This window comes from Saccharomonospora xinjiangensis XJ-54, assembly GCF_000258175.1.
Classification (GTDB): Bacteria; Actinomycetota; Actinomycetes; order Mycobacteriales; family Pseudonocardiaceae; genus Saccharomonospora; species Saccharomonospora xinjiangensis.
Map to the genome: position 1 here is coordinate 3,230,697 of NZ_JH636049.1, position 21,243 is coordinate 3,251,939.

General features: G+C 68.8%; 19 protein-coding genes. 6 read left to right on the forward strand and 13 right to left on the reverse strand.

The genetic code is table 11. The features are described from left to right. Positions 1-5: 5 nt before the first annotated feature. The 3 genes from guaB1 to SACXIDRAFT_RS23715 all read right to left on the reverse strand — a co-directional run bounded on the left by guaB1 (position 6) and on the right by SACXIDRAFT_RS23715 (position 3,280). The gene (guaB1, locus tag SACXIDRAFT_RS14630; protein ID WP_006239348.1) at positions 6-1,445 is read right to left on the reverse strand and encodes a GMP reductase; all 1,440 of its coding nucleotides are present in this window, start codon (positions 1,443-1,445) and stop codon (positions 6-8) included. 34 nt (positions 1,446-1,479) lie between these two features. Then, positions 1,480-3,009: an ATP-dependent DNA ligase gene (locus SACXIDRAFT_RS14635; RefSeq protein WP_006239349.1), complete on the reverse strand. Its 1,530-nt coding sequence runs from the start codon at positions 3,007-3,009 to the stop codon at positions 1,480-1,482. 139 nt (positions 3,010-3,148) lie between these two features. Beyond that, positions 3,149-3,280, reverse strand: coding sequence for a hypothetical protein (locus tag SACXIDRAFT_RS23715; RefSeq protein WP_269731177.1), 132 nt, complete (start codon positions 3,278-3,280; stop codon positions 3,149-3,151). Positions 3,281-3,357: 77 nt separating this feature from the next. Here SACXIDRAFT_RS23715 and SACXIDRAFT_RS14640 point away from each other — a divergent pair, with 77 nt between their 5' ends. After that, the gene (locus SACXIDRAFT_RS14640) at positions 3,358-3,933 is read left to right on the forward strand and encodes a TetR/AcrR family transcriptional regulator (protein WP_006239350.1); all 576 of its coding nucleotides are present in this window, start codon (positions 3,358-3,360) and stop codon (positions 3,931-3,933) included. 60 nt (positions 3,934-3,993) lie between these two features. Then, on the forward strand, positions 3,994-4,560 hold the full coding sequence (locus SACXIDRAFT_RS14645) for a helix-turn-helix domain-containing protein (RefSeq protein WP_006239352.1): 567 nt from the start codon (positions 3,994-3,996) through the stop codon (positions 4,558-4,560). Positions 4,561-4,569: 9 nt separating this feature from the next. Here the strand turns inward: SACXIDRAFT_RS14645 and SACXIDRAFT_RS14650 are convergent, their stop codons facing one another. Together SACXIDRAFT_RS14650 and SACXIDRAFT_RS14655 are read right to left on the reverse strand one after the other, a co-directional pair. Further along, positions 4,570-5,058 (reverse strand): potassium channel family protein, encoded by a 489-nt coding sequence (locus tag SACXIDRAFT_RS14650; protein ID WP_232285309.1) that lies wholly within the window; start codon positions 5,056-5,058, stop codon positions 4,570-4,572. Positions 5,059-5,111: 53 nt separating this feature from the next. After that, positions 5,112-6,509 carry a class II fumarate hydratase gene (locus SACXIDRAFT_RS14655; RefSeq protein ID WP_006239354.1) on the reverse strand — a complete coding sequence of 466 codons (1,398 nt, stop codon included), beginning with the start codon at positions 6,507-6,509 and terminating at the stop codon, positions 5,112-5,114. A gap of 115 nt (positions 6,510-6,624) precedes the next feature. On the opposite strand from SACXIDRAFT_RS14655, the gene SACXIDRAFT_RS14660 reads away from it, so the two are divergent. Further along, the gene (locus SACXIDRAFT_RS14660) at positions 6,625-7,617 is read left to right on the forward strand and encodes an NAD(P)/FAD-dependent oxidoreductase (protein WP_006239356.1); all 993 of its coding nucleotides are present in this window, start codon (positions 6,625-6,627) and stop codon (positions 7,615-7,617) included. A gap of 148 nt (positions 7,618-7,765) precedes the next feature. Here SACXIDRAFT_RS14660 and glpX read toward each other — a convergent pair whose 3' ends face one another. The 4 genes from glpX to SACXIDRAFT_RS14680 form a co-directional block, all read right to left on the reverse strand. Next, a complete protein-coding gene (gene glpX / locus SACXIDRAFT_RS14665; RefSeq protein WP_006239357.1) occupies positions 7,766-8,824 on the reverse strand; it encodes a class II fructose-bisphosphatase in 1,059 nt (352 codons plus the stop codon). Positions 8,825-8,949: 125 nt separating this feature from the next. Beyond that, positions 8,950-9,222, reverse strand: a complete 273-nt coding sequence (locus SACXIDRAFT_RS14670; RefSeq protein WP_040922679.1) for an exodeoxyribonuclease VII small subunit — start codon at positions 9,220-9,222, stop codon at positions 8,950-8,952. Positions 9,223-9,297: 75 nt separating this feature from the next. Further along, entirely contained in the window at positions 9,298-10,554 is a 1,257-nt protein-coding gene (gene xseA, locus SACXIDRAFT_RS14675) for an exodeoxyribonuclease VII large subunit (RefSeq protein WP_006239359.1), read from the reverse strand. Beyond that, entirely contained in the window at positions 10,547-11,125 is a 579-nt protein-coding gene (locus SACXIDRAFT_RS14680; RefSeq protein WP_006239360.1) for a lipid droplet-associated protein, read from the reverse strand. Before SACXIDRAFT_RS14680 ends, xseA begins: the two co-directional genes overlap by 8 nt. Before the next feature lie 117 nt (positions 11,126-11,242). On the opposite strand from SACXIDRAFT_RS14680, the gene SACXIDRAFT_RS14685 reads away from it, so the two are divergent. Beyond that, positions 11,243-12,223 carry a 4-hydroxy-3-methylbut-2-enyl diphosphate reductase gene (locus SACXIDRAFT_RS14685; protein WP_040922680.1) on the forward strand — a complete coding sequence of 327 codons (981 nt, stop codon included), beginning with the start codon at positions 11,243-11,245 and terminating at the stop codon, positions 12,221-12,223. 293 nt (positions 12,224-12,516) lie between these two features. Here SACXIDRAFT_RS14685 and SACXIDRAFT_RS23775 read toward each other — a convergent pair whose 3' ends face one another. Both SACXIDRAFT_RS23775 and rmuC read right to left on the reverse strand, forming a co-directional pair. Next, positions 12,517-13,524, reverse strand: a complete 1,008-nt coding sequence (locus SACXIDRAFT_RS23775; RefSeq protein WP_332306779.1) for a DUF6542 domain-containing protein — start codon at positions 13,522-13,524, stop codon at positions 12,517-12,519. 331 nt (positions 13,525-13,855) lie between these two features. Then, on the reverse strand, positions 13,856-14,773 hold the full coding sequence (gene rmuC / locus SACXIDRAFT_RS14695) for a DNA recombination protein RmuC (protein WP_040922195.1): 918 nt from the start codon (positions 14,771-14,773) through the stop codon (positions 13,856-13,858). 215 nt (positions 14,774-14,988) lie between these two features. Between rmuC and SACXIDRAFT_RS14700 the strand changes: the two genes are divergently transcribed. Both SACXIDRAFT_RS14700 and SACXIDRAFT_RS14705 read left to right on the forward strand, forming a co-directional pair. Further along, positions 14,989-16,152 carry an exonuclease SbcCD subunit D gene (locus tag SACXIDRAFT_RS14700; RefSeq protein WP_006239364.1) on the forward strand — a complete coding sequence of 388 codons (1,164 nt, stop codon included), beginning with the start codon at positions 14,989-14,991 and terminating at the stop codon, positions 16,150-16,152. Further along, complete coding sequence (locus SACXIDRAFT_RS14705) at positions 16,149-19,115, forward strand: AAA family ATPase (protein ID WP_006239365.1); 2,967 nt, start codon at positions 16,149-16,151, stop codon at positions 19,113-19,115. Before SACXIDRAFT_RS14700 ends, SACXIDRAFT_RS14705 begins: the two co-directional genes overlap by 4 nt. On the opposite strand, the gene SACXIDRAFT_RS14710 is transcribed toward SACXIDRAFT_RS14705, so the two are convergent. Then, complete coding sequence (locus SACXIDRAFT_RS14710) at positions 19,092-19,604, reverse strand: methylated-DNA--[protein]-cysteine S-methyltransferase (RefSeq protein WP_006239366.1); 513 nt, start codon at positions 19,602-19,604, stop codon at positions 19,092-19,094. The two genes, SACXIDRAFT_RS14705 and SACXIDRAFT_RS14710, sit on opposite strands and share 24 nt — an antisense overlap. After that, complete coding sequence (locus SACXIDRAFT_RS14715) at positions 19,601-21,142, reverse strand: DNA-3-methyladenine glycosylase 2 family protein (RefSeq protein ID WP_006239367.1); 1,542 nt, start codon at positions 21,140-21,142, stop codon at positions 19,601-19,603. The genes SACXIDRAFT_RS14710 and SACXIDRAFT_RS14715 overlap by 4 nt, the downstream gene beginning before the upstream one ends. Positions 21,143-21,243: the final 101 nt, after the last annotated feature.

Sequence of the window (21,243 nt, forward strand, 5' to 3'; positions counted from 1 at the left end):
GGGGGTTACCAGCCTGCCGGAAGGGGGCGGCCTTCGGCGAAGCCCGCCGCCGACTGCACACCCAGCACCGCCCGCTGGTGGAACTGCTCCAGGTCGGCGGCTCCGGCGTACGTGCAGGCCGAGCGCACACCCGCCGTGATCGAGTCGAGCAGGTCCTCCACGCTCGGCCTGAGCGGGTCGAGCGCCATCCTCGACGACGAAATGCCCTCCTCGAACAGCGATTTGCGCGCGCGTTCGTAGGCGTTGTCGGAGCGGGTGCGCGCGGTGACGGCTCGCTTGGAGGCCATGCCGAACGACTCCTTGTACGGCCTGCCGTGCTCGTCGTGGCGCAGGTCGCCGGGCGACTCGTACGTGCCCGCGAACCACGACCCCACCATGGCCGCCGACGCACCTGCCGCGAGCGCGAGTGCCACATCCCTCGGGTGACGGACACCGCCGTCGGCCCACACGTGCTTGCCGAGTTCGCGTGCGGCCTCGGCGCAGTCGAGCACGGCCGAAAGCTGTGGCCTGCCGACACCGGTCATCATCCGGGTGGTGCACATGGCGCCGGGGCCGACACCCACCTTGACGACGTCAGCTCCGGCCTCGATGAGGTCGCGGGTGCCTTCCGCGGTCACCACGTTGCCTGCCACCACCGGCACCGAGGGTGACACCGACCGCACCGCCTTCAGCGCGGCCAGCATCTTCTCCTGGTGGCCGTGGGCGGTATCGACGACGAGCACGTTGACACCCGCGCTCAGCACGGCCTCGGCCTTGGCCGCCACGTCGCCGTTGACGCCGACGGCCGCGCCGATGCGCAACCTGCCTTCGGCGTCGAGAGCGGGCGTGTAGATGCCAGCCCGCAGCGCGCCCACCTGGGTCAGCACACCCGCGAGCCGTCCCTCGGCATCGATGCCGAGCGCGAGATTCTCGCCGCGTTCGTGCAGGTGTTCGTAGACCTCACGGGGCGGGGTGTCGAGTGGCACGGTCAACACCGACCGCTCCAGTACCTCCGTCAGACGGGCGAAGCGATCGACGCCCCCACATGCCTCCTCGGTGACGATGCCGACGGGGCGGCCCTCGCCGTCCACGACGGCGACGGCGCCGTGGGAGCGCTTGCCCACGAGATTCAGCACGTCGGCCACCGCATCACCGGCACGCAGGATCAGCGGCGTGTCCCACACGGGGTGGCGGTTCTTGACCCACGCCGTGATGTCGGCGACCGCGTCGGGATCGACGTCCTGGGGAAGGATGACAAGGCCACCTCTGCGGGCGACGGTCTCGGCCATCCGGCGTCCGGCGACGGCGGTCATGTTGGCGACGACGATCGGGATGGTGGTACCCGTGCCATCGACCGTGGAGAGGTCCACGTCGAACCGCGACTCCACCGCGGAGCGGTTGGGCAGCAGGTAGACGTCGTCGTAGGTCAGGTCGTGTGGAGGCCGGTGGCCTTCGAGGAACTGCACGAGGGTCCAGCTTAGGGGCAGTGGGCGGTCGGTGTCAGCGATCGGCGGTCCGATCGCCGGGCAGCAGGCGGCGCACGGCGTCGATGGTGTCGGCGTCGCTCGCGTCCTTGTCCGGCCGGTACCGGAGTACCCTCGCGAACCGCAGGGCCACCCCGCCGGGGTAGCGGGTGCTGGTCTGCACGCCGTCGAGTTCGATCTCGACCACCAGGTCGGGGCGCACATACACCGTCCAGTCGTCCCGGTGGGTCTCGTGCCGGGGTAGCTCGGTGGTCTGCCAGGCCAGCAACTCGTCGGTGAGCCCCTTGAACGTCTTGCCGACCATGACCGGGGGCCCGCCGTCCGGATCTCGCGCACCGAGGTGGAGATTCGAGAGGTAGCCGCTGCGCCGCCCGTGTCCCCATTCGACGCCGAGCACCACGAGGTCGAGCGTGTGCACCGGCTTCACCTTCAGCCAGGCCCTGCCGCGACGCCCGGCGGCGTAGGGGGAATCGAGATGCTTGACCACGACGCCCTCGTGCCCGGCATCCAGTGACGCCGCGAGGATCGCGCCGGGGTCGCCCGGGTCGTGCTCGCCTGGGACGACGTACTCGCCCGCGACCGTGCGCAATGCCGCCTGGCGTTCACGCAGCGGGACATCGAGGAGGTCGGTGCCGTCGAGGTGAAGGCAGTCGAAGAAGTAGGGCCGCAGCAACAGCGCGTGCACCTGCTCCTCTCGCGTGCTTCCGAAACGCGACATGGTCTCCTGGAACGGCCGGGGCCTTCCACCGTCGTCGAGCGCGAGTGTCTCGCCGTCCAGTACGACGGAATCGCACGGCAGGCCGCGCACGAGGTCGGCCAGCTCGCCGACGTGCGCCGTGACGTCACGCAGTGTCCTCGTGTAGACGCGGACGTCGTCACCTCGGCGGTGGACCTGGATCCTCGCCCCGTCGAGCTTGTACTCGACCGAAACGGAGCCGAGTTCGGCGGTGGCTTCGGCGAGTGATTCGGCGGGGGAGGCGAGCATCGGACGAAGCGGTCTGCCGATCTCGATGCGGAAGGCGTTCAACGCGGCCACCCCACCTGCCATGGCGGCGTGAGCGGTGGAGGGCAGGCGACCGGAGAGCATGAACGCGCGCCGCACGGCCTCGACAGGCACGTCCGACGCGGCGGCGACGGCCTCGACCATGACACCTTCGAGTGCGCCCTGCCGTAGTTCGCCGGTGAGCAACCGGAACAGGAAGTCCTGCTCCTCGGCTGTGGCCCGCGACAGCAACGACCGCAACAGTTCGGAGCGGCGGCGGGCGGAGCCGCTTCCACTCGTGGTCGCCACCTCGCCGAGCGTCGCATCGACCTCGGCGACCGTCAGGGCAGGTGACTCGGCGGGGGCTGTCCGCAGCTCCGACAGGGTGCGCCAGCCGATGCCGATCCGGCCTTGTGCGGGCGTGCCCGTCAGGAAGGCCACGGCGGCGGCGAGTTCGTCGGCGGGTGCGCCGCTCAGCAGCTCGGCGAGGAAGGCCGTTTTGGCCTTGCGCGATCGGGTCGCCGCGAGGGCCGAGGAGGCGGTGACGACGTCGGACAGCCACATGTCGCCATCATCGCGCCGGGGTCCGACAGCTCGCGCGGCGACGACGTGGTGCGGGAGGCGCGGAGGACGACGGCCTGCGACAGCAGACCGGGTGAACACCGGCGTCGCGGAGCGCGATCGAACGCCCGCGGTGAAGCAGTCACCAGCCGCTCAGCACCGCCGCCACGATCCAGAACCGCCGGAGCAGCGGCGTCCACGCGATCGCGTGCGGTGCCGAGGGCGGCACGGTGAACCCGGAACCCCGCGTGAGCACGAAAGGCGTGCAGGGCACCGGATCTCATGGGCGCCTGCCCTGTACACCGCCCGGTATGTTCATCGAACGGAAACCGATCGGTATACCGTCAAGGCATGAGCGAAGATCTCGCGCTGACCCCTGCCGCCGAGCGGGTACTCGAAGTGGCGGGGCGGCTGTTCTACGACAACGGCATCCACGCCGTCGGTGTCGAGTCGATCGCGAGCGAGGCCGGGGTCACGAAGAAGACCCTCTACGACCGGTTCGGCTCCAAGGACGCCCTCGTGACGCACTACCTGAGGCGCAGGGACGAGCGGTACCGCGAGCACGTGCAAGCCGTGGTGGAGCGAAGGGGACGCATGACGCCCACGCGCCGCTTGCTGCTCGTCTTCGACGCCCTTGAGGAGTGGATCGCGACGGAGAACCCACGAGGGTGCGCCTTCGTCAACGCCCAGGCCGAGCTACCGGACGCCGCCCACCCCGCCCGCGAGGTGATCAGGGAGCAGAAGCAGTGGATGTTCGACTACCTGCGCGCGCTCGCCAGGGACGCGGGGGTGCGCAATCCCCGCAAGCTCGCCACCTCGCTGCTGATGCTGCTGGAGGGAGCCACGGTCACCGCCTCCCTCGGCGTCGTGCCGGGAGCGGTGGGCAACGCCAAGGAGGTGGCGAGGCAGTTGATCGGAGCGGGCTGACCGGAGGGCAGTCGTCCGGCGCCGCTTGACAACACCCCTTGCCGCTCCTGCAATACCGATATGGAAGACGTCCTCGGGCAGGTCGGTCCCCGGCTGCGTCGCCTGCGGCGGGAACGCAACCGCACGCTGGCCGCGCTCTCGGAGAGCACCGGCATCTCGGTCAGCACCTTGTCGAGGCTGGAGTCGGGGCAGCGCAGACCGAGCCTCGAACTGCTGCTGCCGATCGCGCGGGCCCACGGCGTTTCGCTCGACGACCTCGTCGGCGCTCCACCGGTGGACGATCCGCGAGTGAGGATGCACCCGATGCGGCAGGACGGCAGAACCGTCGTGCCGCTCACCCGCAACCCCGGAGCGTTGCAGGCATACAAGATCATCCTCGCTCCGGCCGACGAGGAACCCGACCCGAGGACTCACGACGGATACGAGTGGCTGTATGTGTTGAGCGGGCGGTTGCGGCTCGTGCTCGCCGAGCACGACGTGGTGCTGAAGACGGGCGAGGCGGCGGAGTTCGACACGCGGCTGCCACACTGGTTCGGCAACGCAGGCCCGTATCCCGCCGAGATCCTCAGCCTTTTCGGGCCGCAGGGGGAGCGCATGCATGTGCGTGCCCGTCCCCGCCGAAGCTGAACCGGCCGTTCACTTCTCGCCTCCCCTGCGTCGCACGGCGACGGAAACGGCTCCGACGAGCACCTTGGCGATGACGCCGACGAGAACCAGCCCGACGATCATCTGCAATGTCGCCACAACCCTGGCCGCGTGGCTGACCGCGGCGATGTCACCGAACCCGACGGTGGCGAAGACCGACACGGTGAAGTAGAGCGCGTCGGTCTTGTCCACCGGTTCGGTGAACGCGGTGGGATCGGCCTGGCCCAGTGCGGCATAGGTCAGTGCGAACACCACGAGGAACAGCGGCACCGCAACCCCGAGCGTCTCGATTGCCTGCAGCCGGGGTGCGGTGGACCGCGACACCGCCAGTACCTGACGGACGATCAACACCGTCCACAGCGTGAGAGCGATCGCGAACCACGCCCACGTGGCCGTACCGGAATCCTGCAACGGTACGAAGAAATACCCGGCCACGAGGGCGGCCCCCGACAGCGTCGCTCGCGCGAGTGAGACGGTCACCGCGCGGCGCCCCACACGGTGACCGTCCTCCTCCTGGCGCGAGTCCGGCATGGTCAGCGGTTGCCGCGAGCCATCCTGAGCACGTCGAGTGCCTCGTCCAGTTGCCGCTCGGTGAGCCTGCCACTCGCCACGTGCCCACGTTCGATCACGACGTCGCGGATCGGCTTGAGTTCCGCGAGCGCCTGCTTGGCCACCGCGGCCGCCTCCTCGTAGCCGAGATAGGCGTTGAGCGGCGTGACGATCGAGGGGGACCCTTCCGCGTACGCTCGCGCGGTCTCCACGTTGACCTTCAACCCGGCGATCACCTTGTCGGCGAGCAACCGCGACACCGCCGCGAGCAACCGTGCCGACTCCAGCACGTTGCGCGCGATCACGGGCAGGTTGACGTTGAGCTGGAAGTTGCCCTGCGAACCGGCGAACGCGACCGCCGCGTCGTTACCAATCACCTGCGCCACCACCTGCAACGTGGCCTCACAGATCACCGGGTTCACCTTGCCCGGCATGATCGACGACCCCGGTTGGAGATCCGGCAATGCCACCTCGGCCAGGCCGGTGCGCGGTCCCGAGCCGAGCCAGCGCAGGTCGTTGGCGATCTTGTTCAGTGAGACGGCCACCGTGCGGAGGTGCCCCGAGGTCTCGACAACGCCGTCCTGAGCGGCCTGTGCCTCGAAGTGGTCGCGTGCCTCGGTGAGCGGCAGACCCGTAACCTTCGCCAGTTCGCCTGCCACGGCGGAGCCGAAACCTCTCGGTGCGTTGAGGCCCGAGCCCACCGCTGTGCCGCCGATCGGCAATTCGGCCAGCCTCGGAAGCCCGCTGCGCAGCCGTTCGATGCCGAACCGGATCTGCGCGGCCCACGCACCCGCTTCCTGTCCGAACGTGATCGGCACGGCGTCCATGAGGTGGGTGCGACCGGACTTCACCACGTCTTGCCACTCGGCGGCGCGCTGCTCGATCACGCTCGCCAGGTGGTCGAGCGCGGGCACCACGTCGGTGAGCACGGCCTCCGTGGTCGCGACGCGAATGGTGGTGGGGAACGTGTCGTTCGACGATTGTGAGGCGTTGACGTGGTCGTTCGGATGCACATCCCGGCCGAGGGATCGCGAGGCTAGTGTCGCGATGACCTCGTTGGCGTTCATGTTCGAGGAGGTTCCGGACCCGGTCTGGAACACGTCGATGGGGAAGTGAGCGTCATGCTTGCCTTCGGCGACCTCGTCCGCCGCGGCGGCGATGGCGGCGGCTACGTCGCCGTCCAGCACGCCGAGCCGGGCGTTGACGCGCGCGGCAGCGGCCTTCAGCAATCCCAGCGCCCGAATCTGGGAACGTTCAAGACCACGGCCGGAGATCGGGAAGTTCTCGACGGCACGCTGGGTCTGCGCACGGTAGAGCGCATCGGCGGGTACGGCGACCTCGCCCATCGTGTCGCGCTCGATCCGGTACTCCTGTTCAGCCATGTCGCCAGTCTGGCCCAGGTTCACAGCCGTCGCCGCATGGCGTGACGCACTAGGATCACGACTGCCATCACGACAGTCGCGCGAAGGCGCGCGGCGAGAGGAAGGCGGTGTGCCCATGAGCGCCCCCGGGGAGATTGCCGTTGACCTGCTCGTGGTCGGTGCCGGCCCCACCGGCCTCTACGCCGCCTACTACGCGGGCTTCCGCGGCATGTCCGTCGCTGTCGTCGATTCCCTGCCGGAAGCGGGCGGACAGGTCACCGCCATGTACCCGGAAAAGATGATCTATGACGTCGCCGGGTTCCCCGCCGTCCGTGGACGTGACCTCGTGAAGGGCCTCGTCGAGCAGGCGAGCCAGTGGAACCCGACCTACCTGCTGGGACGCAGGGCACACAAGCTGCACTCCTCGGACGACGGGGACGACGGCCTGCGGGTGGTTCTCGAGGACGGGGCCTCGGTCAGCGCTCGTGCCGTGCTGGTCACCGCGGGTATCGGCGAGTTCACGCCGCGGCCGCTGCCGTCCGGCCAGGGTTGGCTGGGCCGCGGCCTCGTGCACTTCGTTCCCGCTCTCGACGCGCACGCGGGCCAGGATGTCGTGGTGGTCGGCGGCGGTGACTCGGCTTTCGATTGGGCGCTGGCGCTGCGGCCGATCGCGTCGAGCGTGACGCTGGTGCACCGCAGAGCGCGGTTCCGTGCCGCCGAGTCCATCGTGCGGCAGGCGTACGCCGAGGGCGTGCGGGTGATGACCGACGCGGAGGTTGTCGCTTTACGCGGTGACGCGAACGACCTGCTCGCCGAGGTCGATGTGGCGGTCGGCGGCGACCGCGTCACCCTTCCCGCACAGACGGTCGTCGCCGCGCTGGGCTTCACCGCCGACCTCGGGCCCATCGAGAGCTGGGGACTGGGGGTGGAGCGCAGAGCGATCCGTGTGGATACCACCATGGCGACCGCGCGGGAAGGTGTCTACGCCGCGGGAGACGTGGCGACGTACCCCGGCAAGGTCAAGCTCATCGCCACCGGGTTCGGAGAGGCCGCAACGGCCGTCAACAACATCGCCGTGGCACTGAACCCGGGTGCCAAGCTCTTCCCGGGCCACTCCAGCGACGTGTGAGCCGTTTCGCCGCTCTCGGTCAGCCCCGGCCCGGCGAGCTGTGACGTGCGAGAAGTGCGGACACCTGTTCACCAGCTGCGGACACGAGACGATGCGTGCCGTGTCCGCACTTCCTGCACGCATGCCCGCAGTCTGCGCGCGCTGCGGGTCAAGGAAGCGGCGGGACGACGTCGTCCTCGGCCGATCCGTCGAAGTCAACGGATGAGTAGGACGCCAACTTGGTGAGCCGGTGGTAGCCGTCGATCATGCGAACGGTCCCCGACTTGGAGCGCATCACGATGGACTGCGTCGTCGCCCCACCGGCGCGGTAGTGCACGCCCCGCAACAGGTCGCCGTCGGTGACTCCGGTGGCGCAGAAGAAGACGTTGTCGCCCCGCACCAGGTCGTCCGTGGTCAGCACCCGATCGAGGTCGTGCCCCGCGTCCAGCGCCTTCTGCCGCTCCTCGTCGTCCTTGGGCCACAACCTGCCCTGCAACTCACCACCGAGACACTTCATGGCACACGCGGCGATGATGCCCTCCGGCGTACCACCGATGCCCAGCAGCAGATCCACGCCCGTGGTGGGCCGGGCCGCGGCGATCGCACCTGCCACGTCGCCGTCACTGATGAACCGGATACGCGCCCCCGCCTCGCGCACCTCCTCGACGATCCGCTGATGCCGGGGCCGGTCCAGGATGCACACGGTCACATCCGACACACTGCTGTGCTTGGCCTTCGCGACCCTGCGGATGTTCTCCGCGATCGGTGCCGAAAGGTCCACGGTGCCTGCGGCCTCGGGGCCTACGGCCAGCTTCTCCATGTAGAACACCGCCGACGGGTCGAACATCGCTCCGCGCTCCGCCACCGCCAGCACGGCGAGCGCGTTGGGCATGCCCTTCGACATGAGGGTCGTCCCGTCGATCGGGTCAACGGCCACGTCGCATTCGGGACCGTCGCCGTTGCCGACCTCCTCACCGTTGTAGAGCATGGGCGCCTCGTCCTTCTCGCCCTCGCCGATCACGACGACACCCCGCATCGACACGGTCCCGATGAGCTGTCGCATGGCGTCAACCGCAGCACCGTCGCCGCCGTTCTTGTCCCCCTTGCCGACCCACCGTCCCGCAGCCATCGCGGCAGCCTCGGTGACCCGCACGAGCTCCATCGCGAGGTTGCGATCAGGCGCCTCGCCTCGACGCTGACTGCGTGCTGGCTGGCTGGCGGCGGTCATGGTGCCTCCCGATGGTGTTTTCGACGCTTACTGCCCTAGCTAAGGCATCAAAGGGCGTGACGCCCACGCCTGTGTCGCGGAGATCACGCGACTCACGAACCGCTCGGACCGGTGCTTCCCGCGCGCTACCCGGAGGTCTCCGAGTCGTTCGCCGGACCCTCGGTGCCCGCCGTGTCTTCCGTGCCCTCCACGGTAGCCAGCGCCGCTTCGATGCGCTCGCGGGCGCCCTCGAGATGCCGCTCGCACAGCTTGGCGAGTCGTTCGCCGCGCTCCCACAGCGCGAGGGACTCCTCAAGTGAGAGGCCCCCCGCTTCAAGACCCTTGACGACCTCGATCAGTTGGTCACGCGCTTCCTCGTAGCCGAGGTCGGTCTGTTCGTCGTCGTTCGGTTCGCTCACGGTGCTCGTCTCAGCCTGGTCACGGGTTTCGAGCCGCACATTACCGTGCTCGCCGAGTGGCGACCGGAACGCCGTTCACGACCCTGACCCGTCCGCGACCGCTCGTATCGCGCCGTCGGCGACCCGCACTCGCAGTGCGGCGCCGTCGCTCACCTCGGAGATCGACCGCAGCACCCGCAACTCCCCGTTCGCGTCGAGGTACTGCACGACCGCGTACCCGCGTTGCAGCGTGGCCGCGGGACCGAGAGCCGCGAGCCGGGCCCTCGCCGAGGACAGCGCGGACTGCTCGTGGGTCAAAGCGGTGAGGATGGCCCTCCTGCCGCGTTCGGTGTGGGTCTCGATCTCGGCGGCACGACGCTCGACCGGACCGAACGGGTCGGCGAGCGAGGGGCGGCTGCGAATCTGTTCCAGAAGCCGGCACTGCGTGTCCACCCACCCGTGCAGAGCGCGCCGCGCGCGGTCGCGGAGCTGGTGGACGCGCGCTGTCTCCTCGGCCACGTCGGGGACGACGGTCTTGCCCGCGTCCGTGGGAGTCGAACACCGCCGATCGGCGACGAGGTCGAGCAGCGGTGAGTCCGGTTCGTGCCCGATCGCGCTCACCACCGGTGTCCCGGCGGCTGCCACCGCGCGGCACAACGTCTCGTCGGAGAAGGGCAACAGGTCCTCGACGCTGCCACCGCCACGTGCGATCACGATGACGTCGATGTCCGGATCGGCGTCGAGCTCCGACAGCGCCCGCATGATCTGCGGAACCGCTCGCGCGCCCTGGACCGCGGTGTTGAGGACGCGGAACCTGGCGGCGGGCCAGCGGGTCTGCGCGTTCACGAGTACGTCGTGTTCGGCCGCCGAAGCCCGGCCCGTGATGAGGCCGATCCCTCTCGGCAGGAACGGCAACGGTCGCTTGCGCTCCCGCGCGAACAACCCCTCGGCGGCCAGCAGTTTGCGAAGCCGTTCGATGCGGGCGAGCAGTTCACCGATGCCGACCGGCCGGATCTCGTCGGCACGCAGGCTCAGCGTGCCCCTGCCGAGGAAGAACGTGGGCCTCGCGTGCACGACCACGCTCGCGCCGTCGCGCAACGGAGGCTCGCACTCCCGCAACAGCCTCGCCGGGCACGTCACCGTCATCGAGACGTCGGCGGCGGGATCGCGCAGCGTCAGGAACGACGTCTGGGTGCCGGGCCGCGCGGAGATCTGCGTGACCTGGCCTTCCACCCACACCGCGCCCAGCCTGTGGACCCAGTCGGCGATCTTACGGGCGACCGTGCGGACCGGCCACGGGTTCTCCGCCGTGGCAGGCTCTGGACCGCGGGCTCGCTCGGCGCCGCTACTCACCGTCCGCCGAACCCTCGGCCTGCCGCACGTTGGCGATCCGACGGGTGAGCATCCCGACGAACGAGGGACGGTTCGCGTGCTCGCGTTCGTACGCGAGAAGCTCCTCCAACTGCGGGAGCGACAACGTGCGCAGCCGCGCCCGGACCTGCGGCAACGTCAGGTCGTCGTAGTTCGCGAATCCTCCGGGTGCGACGGCGCCGACGGGACTGTCGAACTCGCCCTCGGTGTGATCGGAGGCGAGCGCACGCTCCTCTTCAGCCCACGGGTCGGGCTCGGCGGTGCCTGGTTGCGTCGCCGCCGTTGTGCTCTCGCGCCCGAGATCATCGACCTCGTCCTCGTCGAACGTCGCCCATTCGGGTGTCTCCTCGGGGCGGCGCAGCGACGACAGCGCGTCGTCGCCCTTGATCGCGAGTTCGGTGACGTGCTGCTGCACCCGCATGGATACCTGGAGGGCTTGACTGGCCACGGTGACGGGCAGTTCCACGAGTTGCCTCGGCAGGCCACGCACCCGCTCGGCCGTGGTCACGGCCAGGCCGGCGGCTACCCGGAGCGGGAACGGGACATGTCTCATACCCATAGCCTGCCGCACCGGGCGCGCCGTGCCCAACCCGATCCGGCCATGCGTGTCGGCGATCCCACGAAGATCGTCGTGAGCAGGTGCCGGCGAGCCTCCCGTACCCTGGGGCTCATGAGTGCAGCGAGCCCCGCCCCGAACGGCAAGCGTGTCCTGCTGGCCAAGCCTCGCGGCTACTGCGCCGGCGTGGACCGAGCGGTCGTCACGGTGGAGAAGGCCCTCGAGAAGTACGGTCCTCCCGTCTACGTCCGCAAGGAGATCGTGCACAACAAGCACGTCGTTGACACGTTGCGGCAGCGCGGCGTCATCTTCGTTGACGAGACATCCGAGGTGCCGGAGGGCGCGCTCGTGGTGTTCTCGGCGCACGGTGTGTCCCCTGCAGTGCACGCCGAGGCCGAGGAGCGCAACCTGCGCACCATCGACGCCACGTGCCCGTTGGTCACGAAGGTGCACAAGGAGGTCAATCGCTTCGCCCGCGACGACTACGACATCCTCCTCATCGGCCACGAGGGCCACGAGGAGGTCGAGGGAACCTCCGGTGAGGCACCCGAGCACGTCCAGCTTGTGGACACCCCGGAGGACGTCGATAAGGTCACCGTCCGCGACCCATCGAAGGTCGTGTGGCTGTCGCAGACGACCCTGAGCGTGGACGAGACCATGGAACGCGTCAACCAGCTCAAGGAACGTTTCCCCGAGCTGGCAGACCCGCCGAGCGACGACATCTGTTATGCGACGTCCAACCGTCAGATCGCGGTCAAGGCCATGGCAGCCGAGTGCGATCTTGTGCTCGTGGTGGGCTCACGGAACTCGTCCAACTCGAAGCGGCTCGTCGAGGTGGCGCTTCAGGCTGGAGCCAAAGAAGCTCACCTGATCGACTATGCGCGTGAGGTTGACGAAGAGTGGCTGCGAGGAGCCGAGACGATCGGTGTCACCAGCGGAGCCTCAGTTCCCGACGTCCTCGTTCTCGAGCTGCTGGACTTCCTTGCCGAACGTGGCTGGTCGGATGTTCAGGAAGTCACCACGGCGAATGAGAAGATCTCGTTCGCGTTGCCGCGTGAGTTGCGCGACGAGAAGACCCGCAGCGGGGTCAGGTGACCTCGGAGCCCGGTGATCTGCTCGGCTTCGGACAACCAGCCGGTACGTCGCTGTGGAGGGTCGGCCACCTACGTTCTTAGTACGCGGCCGATCCTCGATCGCGAGACTCGGGCCGCCGCCTTCGCGCCAGGGTGGCGGCACGTGGTCCACCGCCCATTGTTCGAACGCCGTTGCGGCAGTTCCCTCTAGTCGTGTTTGACCAGTTCTGCGTGCTCCCCGTCATGGGGAGACTGTAGAAAAGCTGCCTCAAGCCCTCCGCGACATGAGGGGAGGACTGTCCGAGTCAGGACAGCTCAGGGCCTGTCCTCCTCCCACGGCCGTCGAGGCGGCGGGTTGACACCACGTGGGCGACCACCGCGTCGGCCCCCGGGCGGCTCGGACCGAGGTGTGTCTCGGCGCGGGCCGCCGCCGGACTGCCGCCCGCGAGGTGGTTGTTCGCTGCGCGGCGGTTCCTCTCCTCTCGACGAGGGCGGCACCCGCCTGCCCCGTCCCGCCGGTGGCTGCGGACGTCCCTCCCCACGTCGTTTGTCGAGTTGGTCGGGTGGAGGTGCGGGTCGCCGACGCGGTGGCGGGGCGTCATCGCGCGGCGCGCGTGGCTGTCCGGTGTCCTGACGTGACCGTCGCGGCGGTGGTGCCGCAGGGCCACCCCTTGGACGGGCGCTCCGCTCGGGCGGCGGCGCCGCAGACTTGTCCTGCGGTTTCGGTGCTCCAGGCGCACGGCGCCCAGGTCGCGCTCCGTCCCGTGCGGCCGGCCGTGCCGGGTCCATGACCGGGCGTGTCCTGTCATCCTCCGCGCTCCCCTCATCGCTTGGCGCGGCGGTAGGCCCGGGTACGGCTTTGTGAGTCTCGTCCTTGCCCGGCTTGGCGCTCGCAGGTTTCGCCGTGTCATTGGCGTCCTTCTCGCGGCGGGTGCCGCTGGACGAAGACCTGCCTGCCTCGGTGTTGGCGGGCTTGGCGTTCCCTGCGTCGGTCGAGCGTCCGGGGGCGCGCTGCTTCACCATGCGCAGTGCTCCCACGAGCACGGTCGCCGCAGTGGTGCCTGCCATCATCGGGAAGCTGTTGATGAGGGGTTTACCGATGGCCAATGCGTTGTCCAGCATGTCGCTGTCCTCAGGCAGACCCGATGCGGTGATCACGACGAGTGGAACGGCCAGCGCCATCGTGAGCGGTGGCTGCACCATCGGACCGAAAAGGCTCTTGCGCTGAACCGTGAGGACAGTCCCCACGGCTCCAAGCGCGTAACACACGTGGAAGACCACGGACAGACTGTCCGTGACGACCTGATCTACAAAGGCGCCCATCAGCGCCAGCCCGAACGCCAGCAACGCGGCACCCCACCAGGGGATGCCCCGGCGGGAATTGAGCACAGAGCGTTCGTCCCACTGGAGCGCGGCCGCGTCCTTGTCGGCGCTTTTAGCGTTACTCCGTCGGTCACGAATGGCGGTCACGAGGCAACACCGTATCCCTTGCGTCGGCAAAACCGGTGACCCGCCGGTAGGAGGTACGCGCGAAGCGCCGTCAAGAGTGACGCCCTGGGGCAACTGAGACGAATCTCCCGCTCACTCGGAGCAGTGACTGTGACGGGGGGCACGAGCGCCATGGTCGGTAACAATAGCCTCGGTTCACCGGTGCTCATGTCGCGGACAGCTCGTCGGTTCGGCGGACCTCCGGCACAGGAGACGGGCTTGCCGCCGCGTCGGAGAGCGGCGCGACCTGTGCACGGAAGCTGTCGAGTGCCTCCACCTCACGGCGGCGTGCCGACAGGAAACGCTGCAGGTGCGTGCTCGACAGGTTCAGCGCCTCCACCGCGTTGCCTGCTGCCCTGTGCGCAGCCTCCGCCTGCGCCCGGACCTTTTCGACGTCGTCGGCGAGTGTGCGCTCCGTCGCCGCGAACAGCGCTGCGGAGGCGACAACGGCGAAGCCCGTCGGTCCACAGAGGAAGACCCGGCGGTCCAGCAGCCATCGGAACAGTTCCGGGTCGGTGTCCAGCGCCGCTACCACGGCCGCGTCGGACGGCACGAACATCACGGTGCCGTAGATGGCGTCGGCCCAGCGTTGATAGTTCTTGCCCGCCAACTCGGCCGCGCGGGACCGCAGGTTACGCACGTGAACGCGGAGCGCGTCCAGTCGCTCGTCGGGATCGTCGGTCTCCACTGCTTCGGCCCAGCAAGCGAGGCTGGCCTTGGCATCGACGGGAACCGTCCGCCCGCCGCCGACGGTGAGCAGGAGATCGGGTTTGGCGGCGCCGCCACCTGCCACGTCGGTCTGCACCGTGAAGTGCAGCCCTTCCCGCAGTCCGAGTGCTCTCGCTGTCTCGATCAGTACCTGCTCTCCGAGTTCACCACGTCCGCTGATGGACGCGAAGGCGACCTCGTATCGGCGGAGTGCGGCTTGCTGCGCATCCACTTTGGCGCGTTCGGTTTCGACCTGGCGCGCGGCTCTGTCGGCTCTGTGCATGCCGTCCTGGTACAGGCGCCAGAGCATGGCCACCGCTGCTGCCAGCAGTAGCGCGACCACGATGGCGGCAGTGGTCAGAATCGTCGAGCCCACCGTGTTGTCCGTCCTTCCCCCATTTGACGTGGCGGCGGCCGGCATCGCGTGACTTCGCGGAACCGCCGGACCGGGCATCCATGCCGTCGTGTCGTTCACTCATCATGGCGGAAAGTTCCCGGGGAATCAGCGCTCGCGCCATTCGAACACACGTTCGAGTGAAGTGCCGGGGGGTGGTGCGGACAAACGTCGCCCGAGACGCTTAGCTTGTCGGCGTGCGACTGCTCCATACCTCCGACTGGCACGTGGGCCGGACCTTCCACGGCGCCGACCTGCTGGCCGACCAGGACACCGTGTTGAGGCACCTCGCCGAGGTCGTCGAACGGTTGTCCGTCGATGTGGTCCTCGTGGCGGGCGACGTTTACGACCGTGCCGTGCCTTCGGCGGAGGCCGTCCGTGTCGCGACGGCTGCTCTGCGTGGGCTCCGTGAAGCGGGAGCCCAGCTGGTGATCACGCCGGGCAATCACGACTCGGCCGCGAGACTGGGTGCCTTCGCTGATTTTGCCGAGGCAGGTGGTCTGCACCTCCGTACGACCATCGACTCCATCGATCGGCCCGTCCTGCTCGAGGATGAACACGGTCCCGTGGCACTGTACGGAATCCCTTACCTGGAGCCGGATCCCGCACGGATCGCGCTCGGGGTACCTGAGGCGCGAGGGCACACGGGTGTGCTCACCGAGGCGATGCGGCGAGTGAAGGCGGATCTGGCCACGCGAGGCTCCGGAGTCCGTTCTGTGGTCTTGGCACACGCCTTCGTCACCGGTGGCGTCGGTAGTGAATCCGAACGCACCATCGCGGTAGGGGGCGTCGAGCAGGTCCCCGGTTCGGTGTTCGATGGCGTCGACTACGTCGCGCTCGGTCATCTCCACGGTCCCCAACGGCTGGCCGACCACCTGCGCTATTCAGGAAGCCCGCTCGCGTACTCCTTCTCCGAGGCGGCGCGTAAGTCGGTGTGGATCGTGGACCTCGACGAACAAGGTCTCGCCGAGGTCGATCGCGTCGAGTTGCCGGTGCCGAGGCGGCTCGCCACGGTGCGGGGGCGGCTGGACGACCTGCTGGAGGACCCAGCGCACGATGACCTGCGTGAGTGTTATCTCTCGGCCACACTCACCGATCCGGTGCGCCCCGTGGACGGCATGCGACGGTTGCGCGCCCGATTTCCCCACGCGGTGCACCTCGACTGGGAACCGGAGGGAGGAGCAGGCGGAGAGTTGCGCTACTCCGAAGCGGTCAAGGGGCGGACGGATCTCGAGATTGCGGAGAACTTCCTCGCCGACTGTAGAGGGGCCGGCCCCGGAGAGCGCGAGCGACGGTTGCTGGTGGCGGCTCTGGAGTCGGCGGGAAGGGCGAATGCAGGTCTCGGGGAGGCCGTCCGATGAGGTTGCATCGCTTGGAGGTGTGCGCTTTCGGGCCGTACGCCACGCGGCAGACGGTTGACTTCGATGCCCTCGGCGCCGACGGGCTGTTCCTACTGCACGGCGACACGGGCGCGGGGAAGACCACCTTGCTCGACGCGGTGGCGTTCGCGCTGTTCGGCACGGTTCCCGGAGCACGGGCAGACGCGAAGCGGCTCCGGTGCGATCTCGCCGAGGCCGACCTGCCTACCGAGGTGGTTCTCGATCTGACAGTGCAGGGACACCGATTGCGGGTCGCCCGAAGCCCTGAATACGAGCGGCCCAAACGTCGCGGCTCCGGGTACACCAGGCAACCGGCGAAGGCCTCGTTGACCTGGCTCACCCCTCCGCCAGACGGCGGTAGGACCGAAGCGGTCACGCGTAGCGACGAGGTCGCGAGGGTGGTGGAGCGACTGCTCGGTATGAACGCCCAGCAGTTCTTCCAGGTTGTTCTGTTGCCGCAAGGTGACTTCGCGAAGTTCCTTCGTTCCGACACCAAGGAGCGGGCCGAGCTGCTGGAACGGCTCTTCGGGACAGAGCGATTCGCCGCTGTCGAAGACTGGTTCAGGGAGAGCCGGAGGAAGCGCCACGCAGAGCTGGACCGGCGGCGTGCGCGCGTGCGTGAATGGGTGGCACGGTTGGCGCAGGCTGCGGGTGCCGAGGTGCCGGAGCAGGCCGATCGAGCCTGGGCGGCCGGATTGTCCGCTCGGGCTCGTGCCGAGGTCAAGACGGCAAGGGCGGAGGAGATTGCCGCTCGTGCCGCTTGGGAGGAGGCCCGAGAGCGGCTCCACGGCCACAGGACGTCAGCCGAGCGCATCCGCCGTGTCAGGGCGGCCCACGAGCGGCTTGGCGAATTGAAGTGCACCGCACCGGAACGCTCCGGGTGGGTCTCCGAGGCTGAGGCGGCGCGGCGAGCGGCCACGGTGGCCGAACGAGCTACCGAGGTGAGCTCGGGGGAAGCTCACCACGATCAGGTGGTCGGTCAGGAGTCGGTGGCGGCAGCGATGTGTCGCGAGCTGGGCTTCGCCGATGTCGGTCTGGATGTCGAGGAGCTACGGGAGCGTGCGGGCGAGCTCCGGGAAGAAGCAGGTGGGCTCACAAGCCTTGTCGAACTGGCGCAACGGCAGCAGGCGGACCGGCGTCGCATCGAGATTCTGGACGAGGCTGTGGCCTACGACGAGGAACGCATCGCCGTCGTCCAGTCCAAACTGGACGGTTTGCCCGAGCAGGTGAGCGAACTGACCCGGCAGCGCGAACTGGCGGTGGATGCCGTGGCACGACTTGGAGGAATCAGAGCGAGGGAGGACGAACTCACGGCGCTTCTCGACGATGTCGAGTCGCTTCCGGAACTCGACGGTGCCGTGGCCGCCGCTCGTGAAGCCGAGATCGCTGCGGTGGCAGCTCACAACGAGGCCCGGAGCGCTCTGCTCGACATCCGCGAACGCCGCCTGGCAGGCATGGCGGCCGAATTGGCGGGCGAACTGGCCGACGGGGCGGCCTGCCCGGTGTGTGGTTCGGAGAGCCATCCCGCGCCGGCGATTCCCACGGCCGACGCGGTGAGCGAGGAAGCCGAGCGCTCTGCTGCCGAGCACGAGGTGACAGCGAACCGCCGGCGAGAGAAGGCGCGAGTCGCCAGGTTCGAGGCGGAACACCGTAGGGACGCGACGGCCCAGCGAGTGGCAGGACGCAGTTCTGCCGAACTGACTGCCGAGTTGGCCGACGTGCGGGCCGAGCGGGTGAAGCTGGCTGACCGTGCTGCGCGGTCGGAGGCGTTGGCGGCCGCCGTTCGAGCCGCGAAGGAGGAAGAACAGCGTCTGCATTCAGAGCGGGCCGCCCACGAGCGATCGCTGAGCGAGAGCCGTGCGGAGCGCGCTGTTTTGATCGAGGCTGTTGAGGAGCGTGCACGGGCGCTCGACGACGCACGCGGCGAGTTCCCCGACGTTCCGGCCAGAAAAGATCACCTGTTGGCGCTGGGGGCTGCTCTGGAGCGACTCGCCGATGCCCGTATGGCGGTCGTCGTAGCCCGGCGGCAACGCGATGAACGGCGCCGTTCGGTATCCGAGGCTGCGATTCGAGCCGGATTCGCCACGGTGGACGACGCCTTGGCCGCGGTGCGGCCGCCCGAACGTATTGCCGAACTGGACGCCTTGATCAGGGAGGCGGCGGACGCGGAGGCAGCAGCGGCCGGTGTACTCGCCGAACCTGAGCTCGCGGGCGTGTCACCTGATGACGAGGTTGACCTCACGTCGGCGGAGGAGGCCGAACGAGAGGCGCGGGCACGTGCTGAGACAGCGGTGGCGGCGGTGCGTTCCTGCGAGCGTACCGCCGCTGACGTCGCCGCACTGGTGAGTGAGTTCGAAACGGCGCTCGACGATCTCGCTCCGGCTGAGGAGGAGTTCGCCGAGCTCGACGCACTCACCAATGTCCTGGGTGGGCAGGGACAAAACGCGCGCCGCATGTCGTTGCGTTCGTACGTCCTCGCGGCGCGGCTGGAGGAGGTCGCCGTGGCAGCCACATCTCGCTTGCGGTCGATGAGCCAGGGACGCTACTCGTTCGTGCACTCCGATCAGGAGAGCAAACTCCGGGTCAAGGGCGGACACGGTCTCGGTCTTGACGTGCTCGACGACTACTCCGGCGTGATCCGATCGTCCAAGACTCTGTCCGGTGGTGAATCGTTCATCGCTTCACTCGCCCTCGCCCTCGGCCTCGCCGACGTGGTCGCTGCCGAAACCGGTGGTGCGCTGCTCGACACCCTGTTCGTTGACGAGGGATTCGGGACGCTGGATGGCGAAACGCTCGACGTGGTGATGGGCGTACTTGACGAGTTGCGCGCCGGCGGCCGTGTCGTGGGATTGGTCTCGCATGTGGAGGAGCTCAGGCAGCGCATCCCCACCAGGCTCAGGGTCCGCAAATCCCGCACGGGATCAGTTCTCGTGGTAGGTGGGTGATTCGTGGTCGAGCAGCCAGCGTTTCACATCGAGGCCCCAGCGGAAGCCTCCGAGCGCGCCGCCGATGCGCAGCACCCGGTGGCACGGCACGAACAGTGCTGCGGCGTTTCGCGCACACGCCGCAGCAGCGGCGCGAATGGCGGCAGGGCGCCCGGACAGGGCCGCGAACTCGGAGTACGTCACAGGCTTTCCTGCGGGCACGGTCCGCAGTACGTCCCACGCGTGGCTAAGGAAGGGGCCCGATTGCTGGCGAACCGCTATCTCGTCCACGGCGTGGAGTTCGCCGTCGTGGTAGCGGTGCACGGCCTTCGTGACGGCTCCCAGATCCGCGCGATGCCGCAGCGCGCTCGGACGAAGAGCGGGGGCCACGACACTGGTCAGTTGGGTGACATCATCGGTCCAGCCGGACGCCAGAACGGCGTCGTCAGTGTCGATCACCGAAGTGAAGGCACCGATGGGTGTGTCCTGTGTGGACCAGTAGGCGATCACGGTGTGTCCTTTCGCGTCCGTGCTCGGGGTGGGGTTGTGCTCGCGCGCCAGAGGTACATGCCCGCGTACGATCGCCAGGGCCTCCAGCGGCGGGCGTGGTCGGCCAGCCTGCGGGGGCTGATACCGATAGCCTCGGCACCGCGCAGCAGCGCGCGGTCGGTGTCGAGTAGAAGGTCTGTGCGGCCGAGTAGCCGCATGAGCACGTAGTCGGCCGTCCAGGGGCCGATGCCCGGCATAGCGAGCAGGTCGTGCCGCAGTTCGTCGGCGTCGCGACCGACGTGGACGTCGAGCTCTCCGGAAGCCAGCGCGGCGGCGACCTCCCGGATTGCCGCGATGCGCCGTTGCGGGCCGTTGAGGATCTCTCCTGCGTGTTCGGCCACGACGTCCGGGGCTGGGAACAGTTGTGTGGGGTCGCCGCCCGAGGCGATCGTCACCGGTTCACCGAGTTCTGCTGTGAGGCGAGCGGCTGCCGTGCGCGCTGCTGCCACCGACACCTGCTGCCCGAGCATCGCTCGCAACACGAGTTCCGCCCCGTCCACTGCTCCCGGCACACGAATACCTGGTGCGGCACCGACCATGGGAGCCAGCATCGGGTCGGCTGAGAGGCAGTCGAGTACGGCCTGCGGGTCGGCATTGAGGTCCCACAGCCTGCGCACGCGAGCCACCGCGCTGGAAAGGTCGCGCACGTCGGTGAGCCGCACGAGGCATTCGACGTGTGTCGTGCGGGTGGTCACCCTGACGACACCGGGACCGTGTGGCAGGCGCAGTGTCCGGCGGTAGTCCCCGTCCACGACTTCCACACCGGGGATCGCGCGCGCCGCGAGGAAGCCGAGAATGCCCTCGGCGTCGAACGGTTGCCGGAAAGGCAGCCGCAGGCACAGCCGGACCCCGGTGGACGGAGCCGTGTTGGTCGCAGGGTGCTTGCGGTGCCCACGCCGGGCCGCGGCGGTGCGCAGTTCGGACGGGGTTCTGGCGAACACCTCTCGGATGGTGTCGTTGAACTGCCGCACACTCGCGAAGCCTGCCGCGAACGCGATGTCGGTGATCGGAAGGTCCGACATCTCGATCAGCACCCTGGCGGAGTGGGCGCGGTGAGCGCGGGCGAGCGCGAGCGGTCCGGCGCCCAATTCGGCGCTGAGCACGCGGCCCAGTTGCCGTTCCGAGTAGCCGAGCCTGCGCGACAGTCCCGGCACCCCTTCCCGCTCCACCGTCCCCTCGGCGATGAGGCGCATGGCGCGTGCGGCCAGGTCGGCTCGCACATCCCATTCGGGAGAACCGGGGACAGCGTCAGGCAGGCAGCGCCTGCACGCACGGTAACCGCGTGACTGTGCCGCGGCGGAGGTGGGGTAGAACTCGACGTTCTGTGGCTTCGGTGTCATGGCGGGGCACGAAGGCCTGCAGTAGATCCGGGTGGTGCGGACGGCAACCACGAACTGGCCGTCGAACCGCGCGTCGCGCGAGCTGACGGCCCGGTAGCAGCGTTCCGCGTCGCGCCAGAGCCCTGCGCAGGTGGGCGGCGCTTCCAACACCTGAGTCATGCTGCGATCGTGCCACCGATCCGACAGGGGGACTGGCGGAAATCGGACACGACCACCGTGCGCACTCGCCGAGGTGCGAGTGTGGGATCGCGTGCCTACGG

What these genes read in the sequence shown, in the direction of transcription:
- SACXIDRAFT_RS14635 (WP_006239349.1), bottom strand. Translation starts at nt 3,009, where the DNA reads ATGTGGCTGTCCGACGTCGTCACCGCCTCCTCGGCCCTCGCGGCGACC.
- SACXIDRAFT_RS14640 (WP_006239350.1), top strand. Translation starts at nt 3,358, where the DNA reads ATGAGCGAAGATCTCGCGCTGACCCCTGCCGCCGAGCGGGTACTCGAA.
- SACXIDRAFT_RS14645 (WP_006239352.1), top strand. Translation starts at nt 3,994, where the DNA reads ATGGAAGACGTCCTCGGGCAGGTCGGTCCCCGGCTGCGTCGCCTGCGG.
- SACXIDRAFT_RS14655 (WP_006239354.1), bottom strand. Translation starts at nt 6,509, where the DNA reads ATGGCTGAACAGGAGTACCGGATCGAGCGCGACACGATGGGCGAGGTC.
- SACXIDRAFT_RS14660 (WP_006239356.1), top strand. Translation starts at nt 6,625, where the DNA reads ATGAGCGCCCCCGGGGAGATTGCCGTTGACCTGCTCGTGGTCGGTGCC.
- glpX (WP_006239357.1), bottom strand. Translation starts at nt 8,824, where the DNA reads ATGACCGCCGCCAGCCAGCCAGCACGCAGTCAGCGTCGAGGCGAGGCG.
- SACXIDRAFT_RS14680 (WP_006239360.1), bottom strand. Translation starts at nt 11,125, where the DNA reads ATGAGACATGTCCCGTTCCCGCTCCGGGTAGCCGCCGGCCTGGCCGTG.
- SACXIDRAFT_RS14685 (WP_040922680.1), top strand. Translation starts at nt 11,243, where the DNA reads ATGAGTGCAGCGAGCCCCGCCCCGAACGGCAAGCGTGTCCTGCTGGCC.
- SACXIDRAFT_RS23775 (WP_332306779.1), bottom strand. Translation starts at nt 13,524, where the DNA reads ATGGGCGCCTTTGTAGATCAGGTCGTCACGGACAGTCTGTCCGTGGTC.
- SACXIDRAFT_RS14705 (WP_006239365.1), top strand. Translation starts at nt 16,149, where the DNA reads ATGAGGTTGCATCGCTTGGAGGTGTGCGCTTTCGGGCCGTACGCCACG.
- SACXIDRAFT_RS14715 (WP_006239367.1), bottom strand. Translation starts at nt 21,142, where the DNA reads ATGACTCAGGTGTTGGAAGCGCCGCCCACCTGCGCAGGGCTCTGGCGC.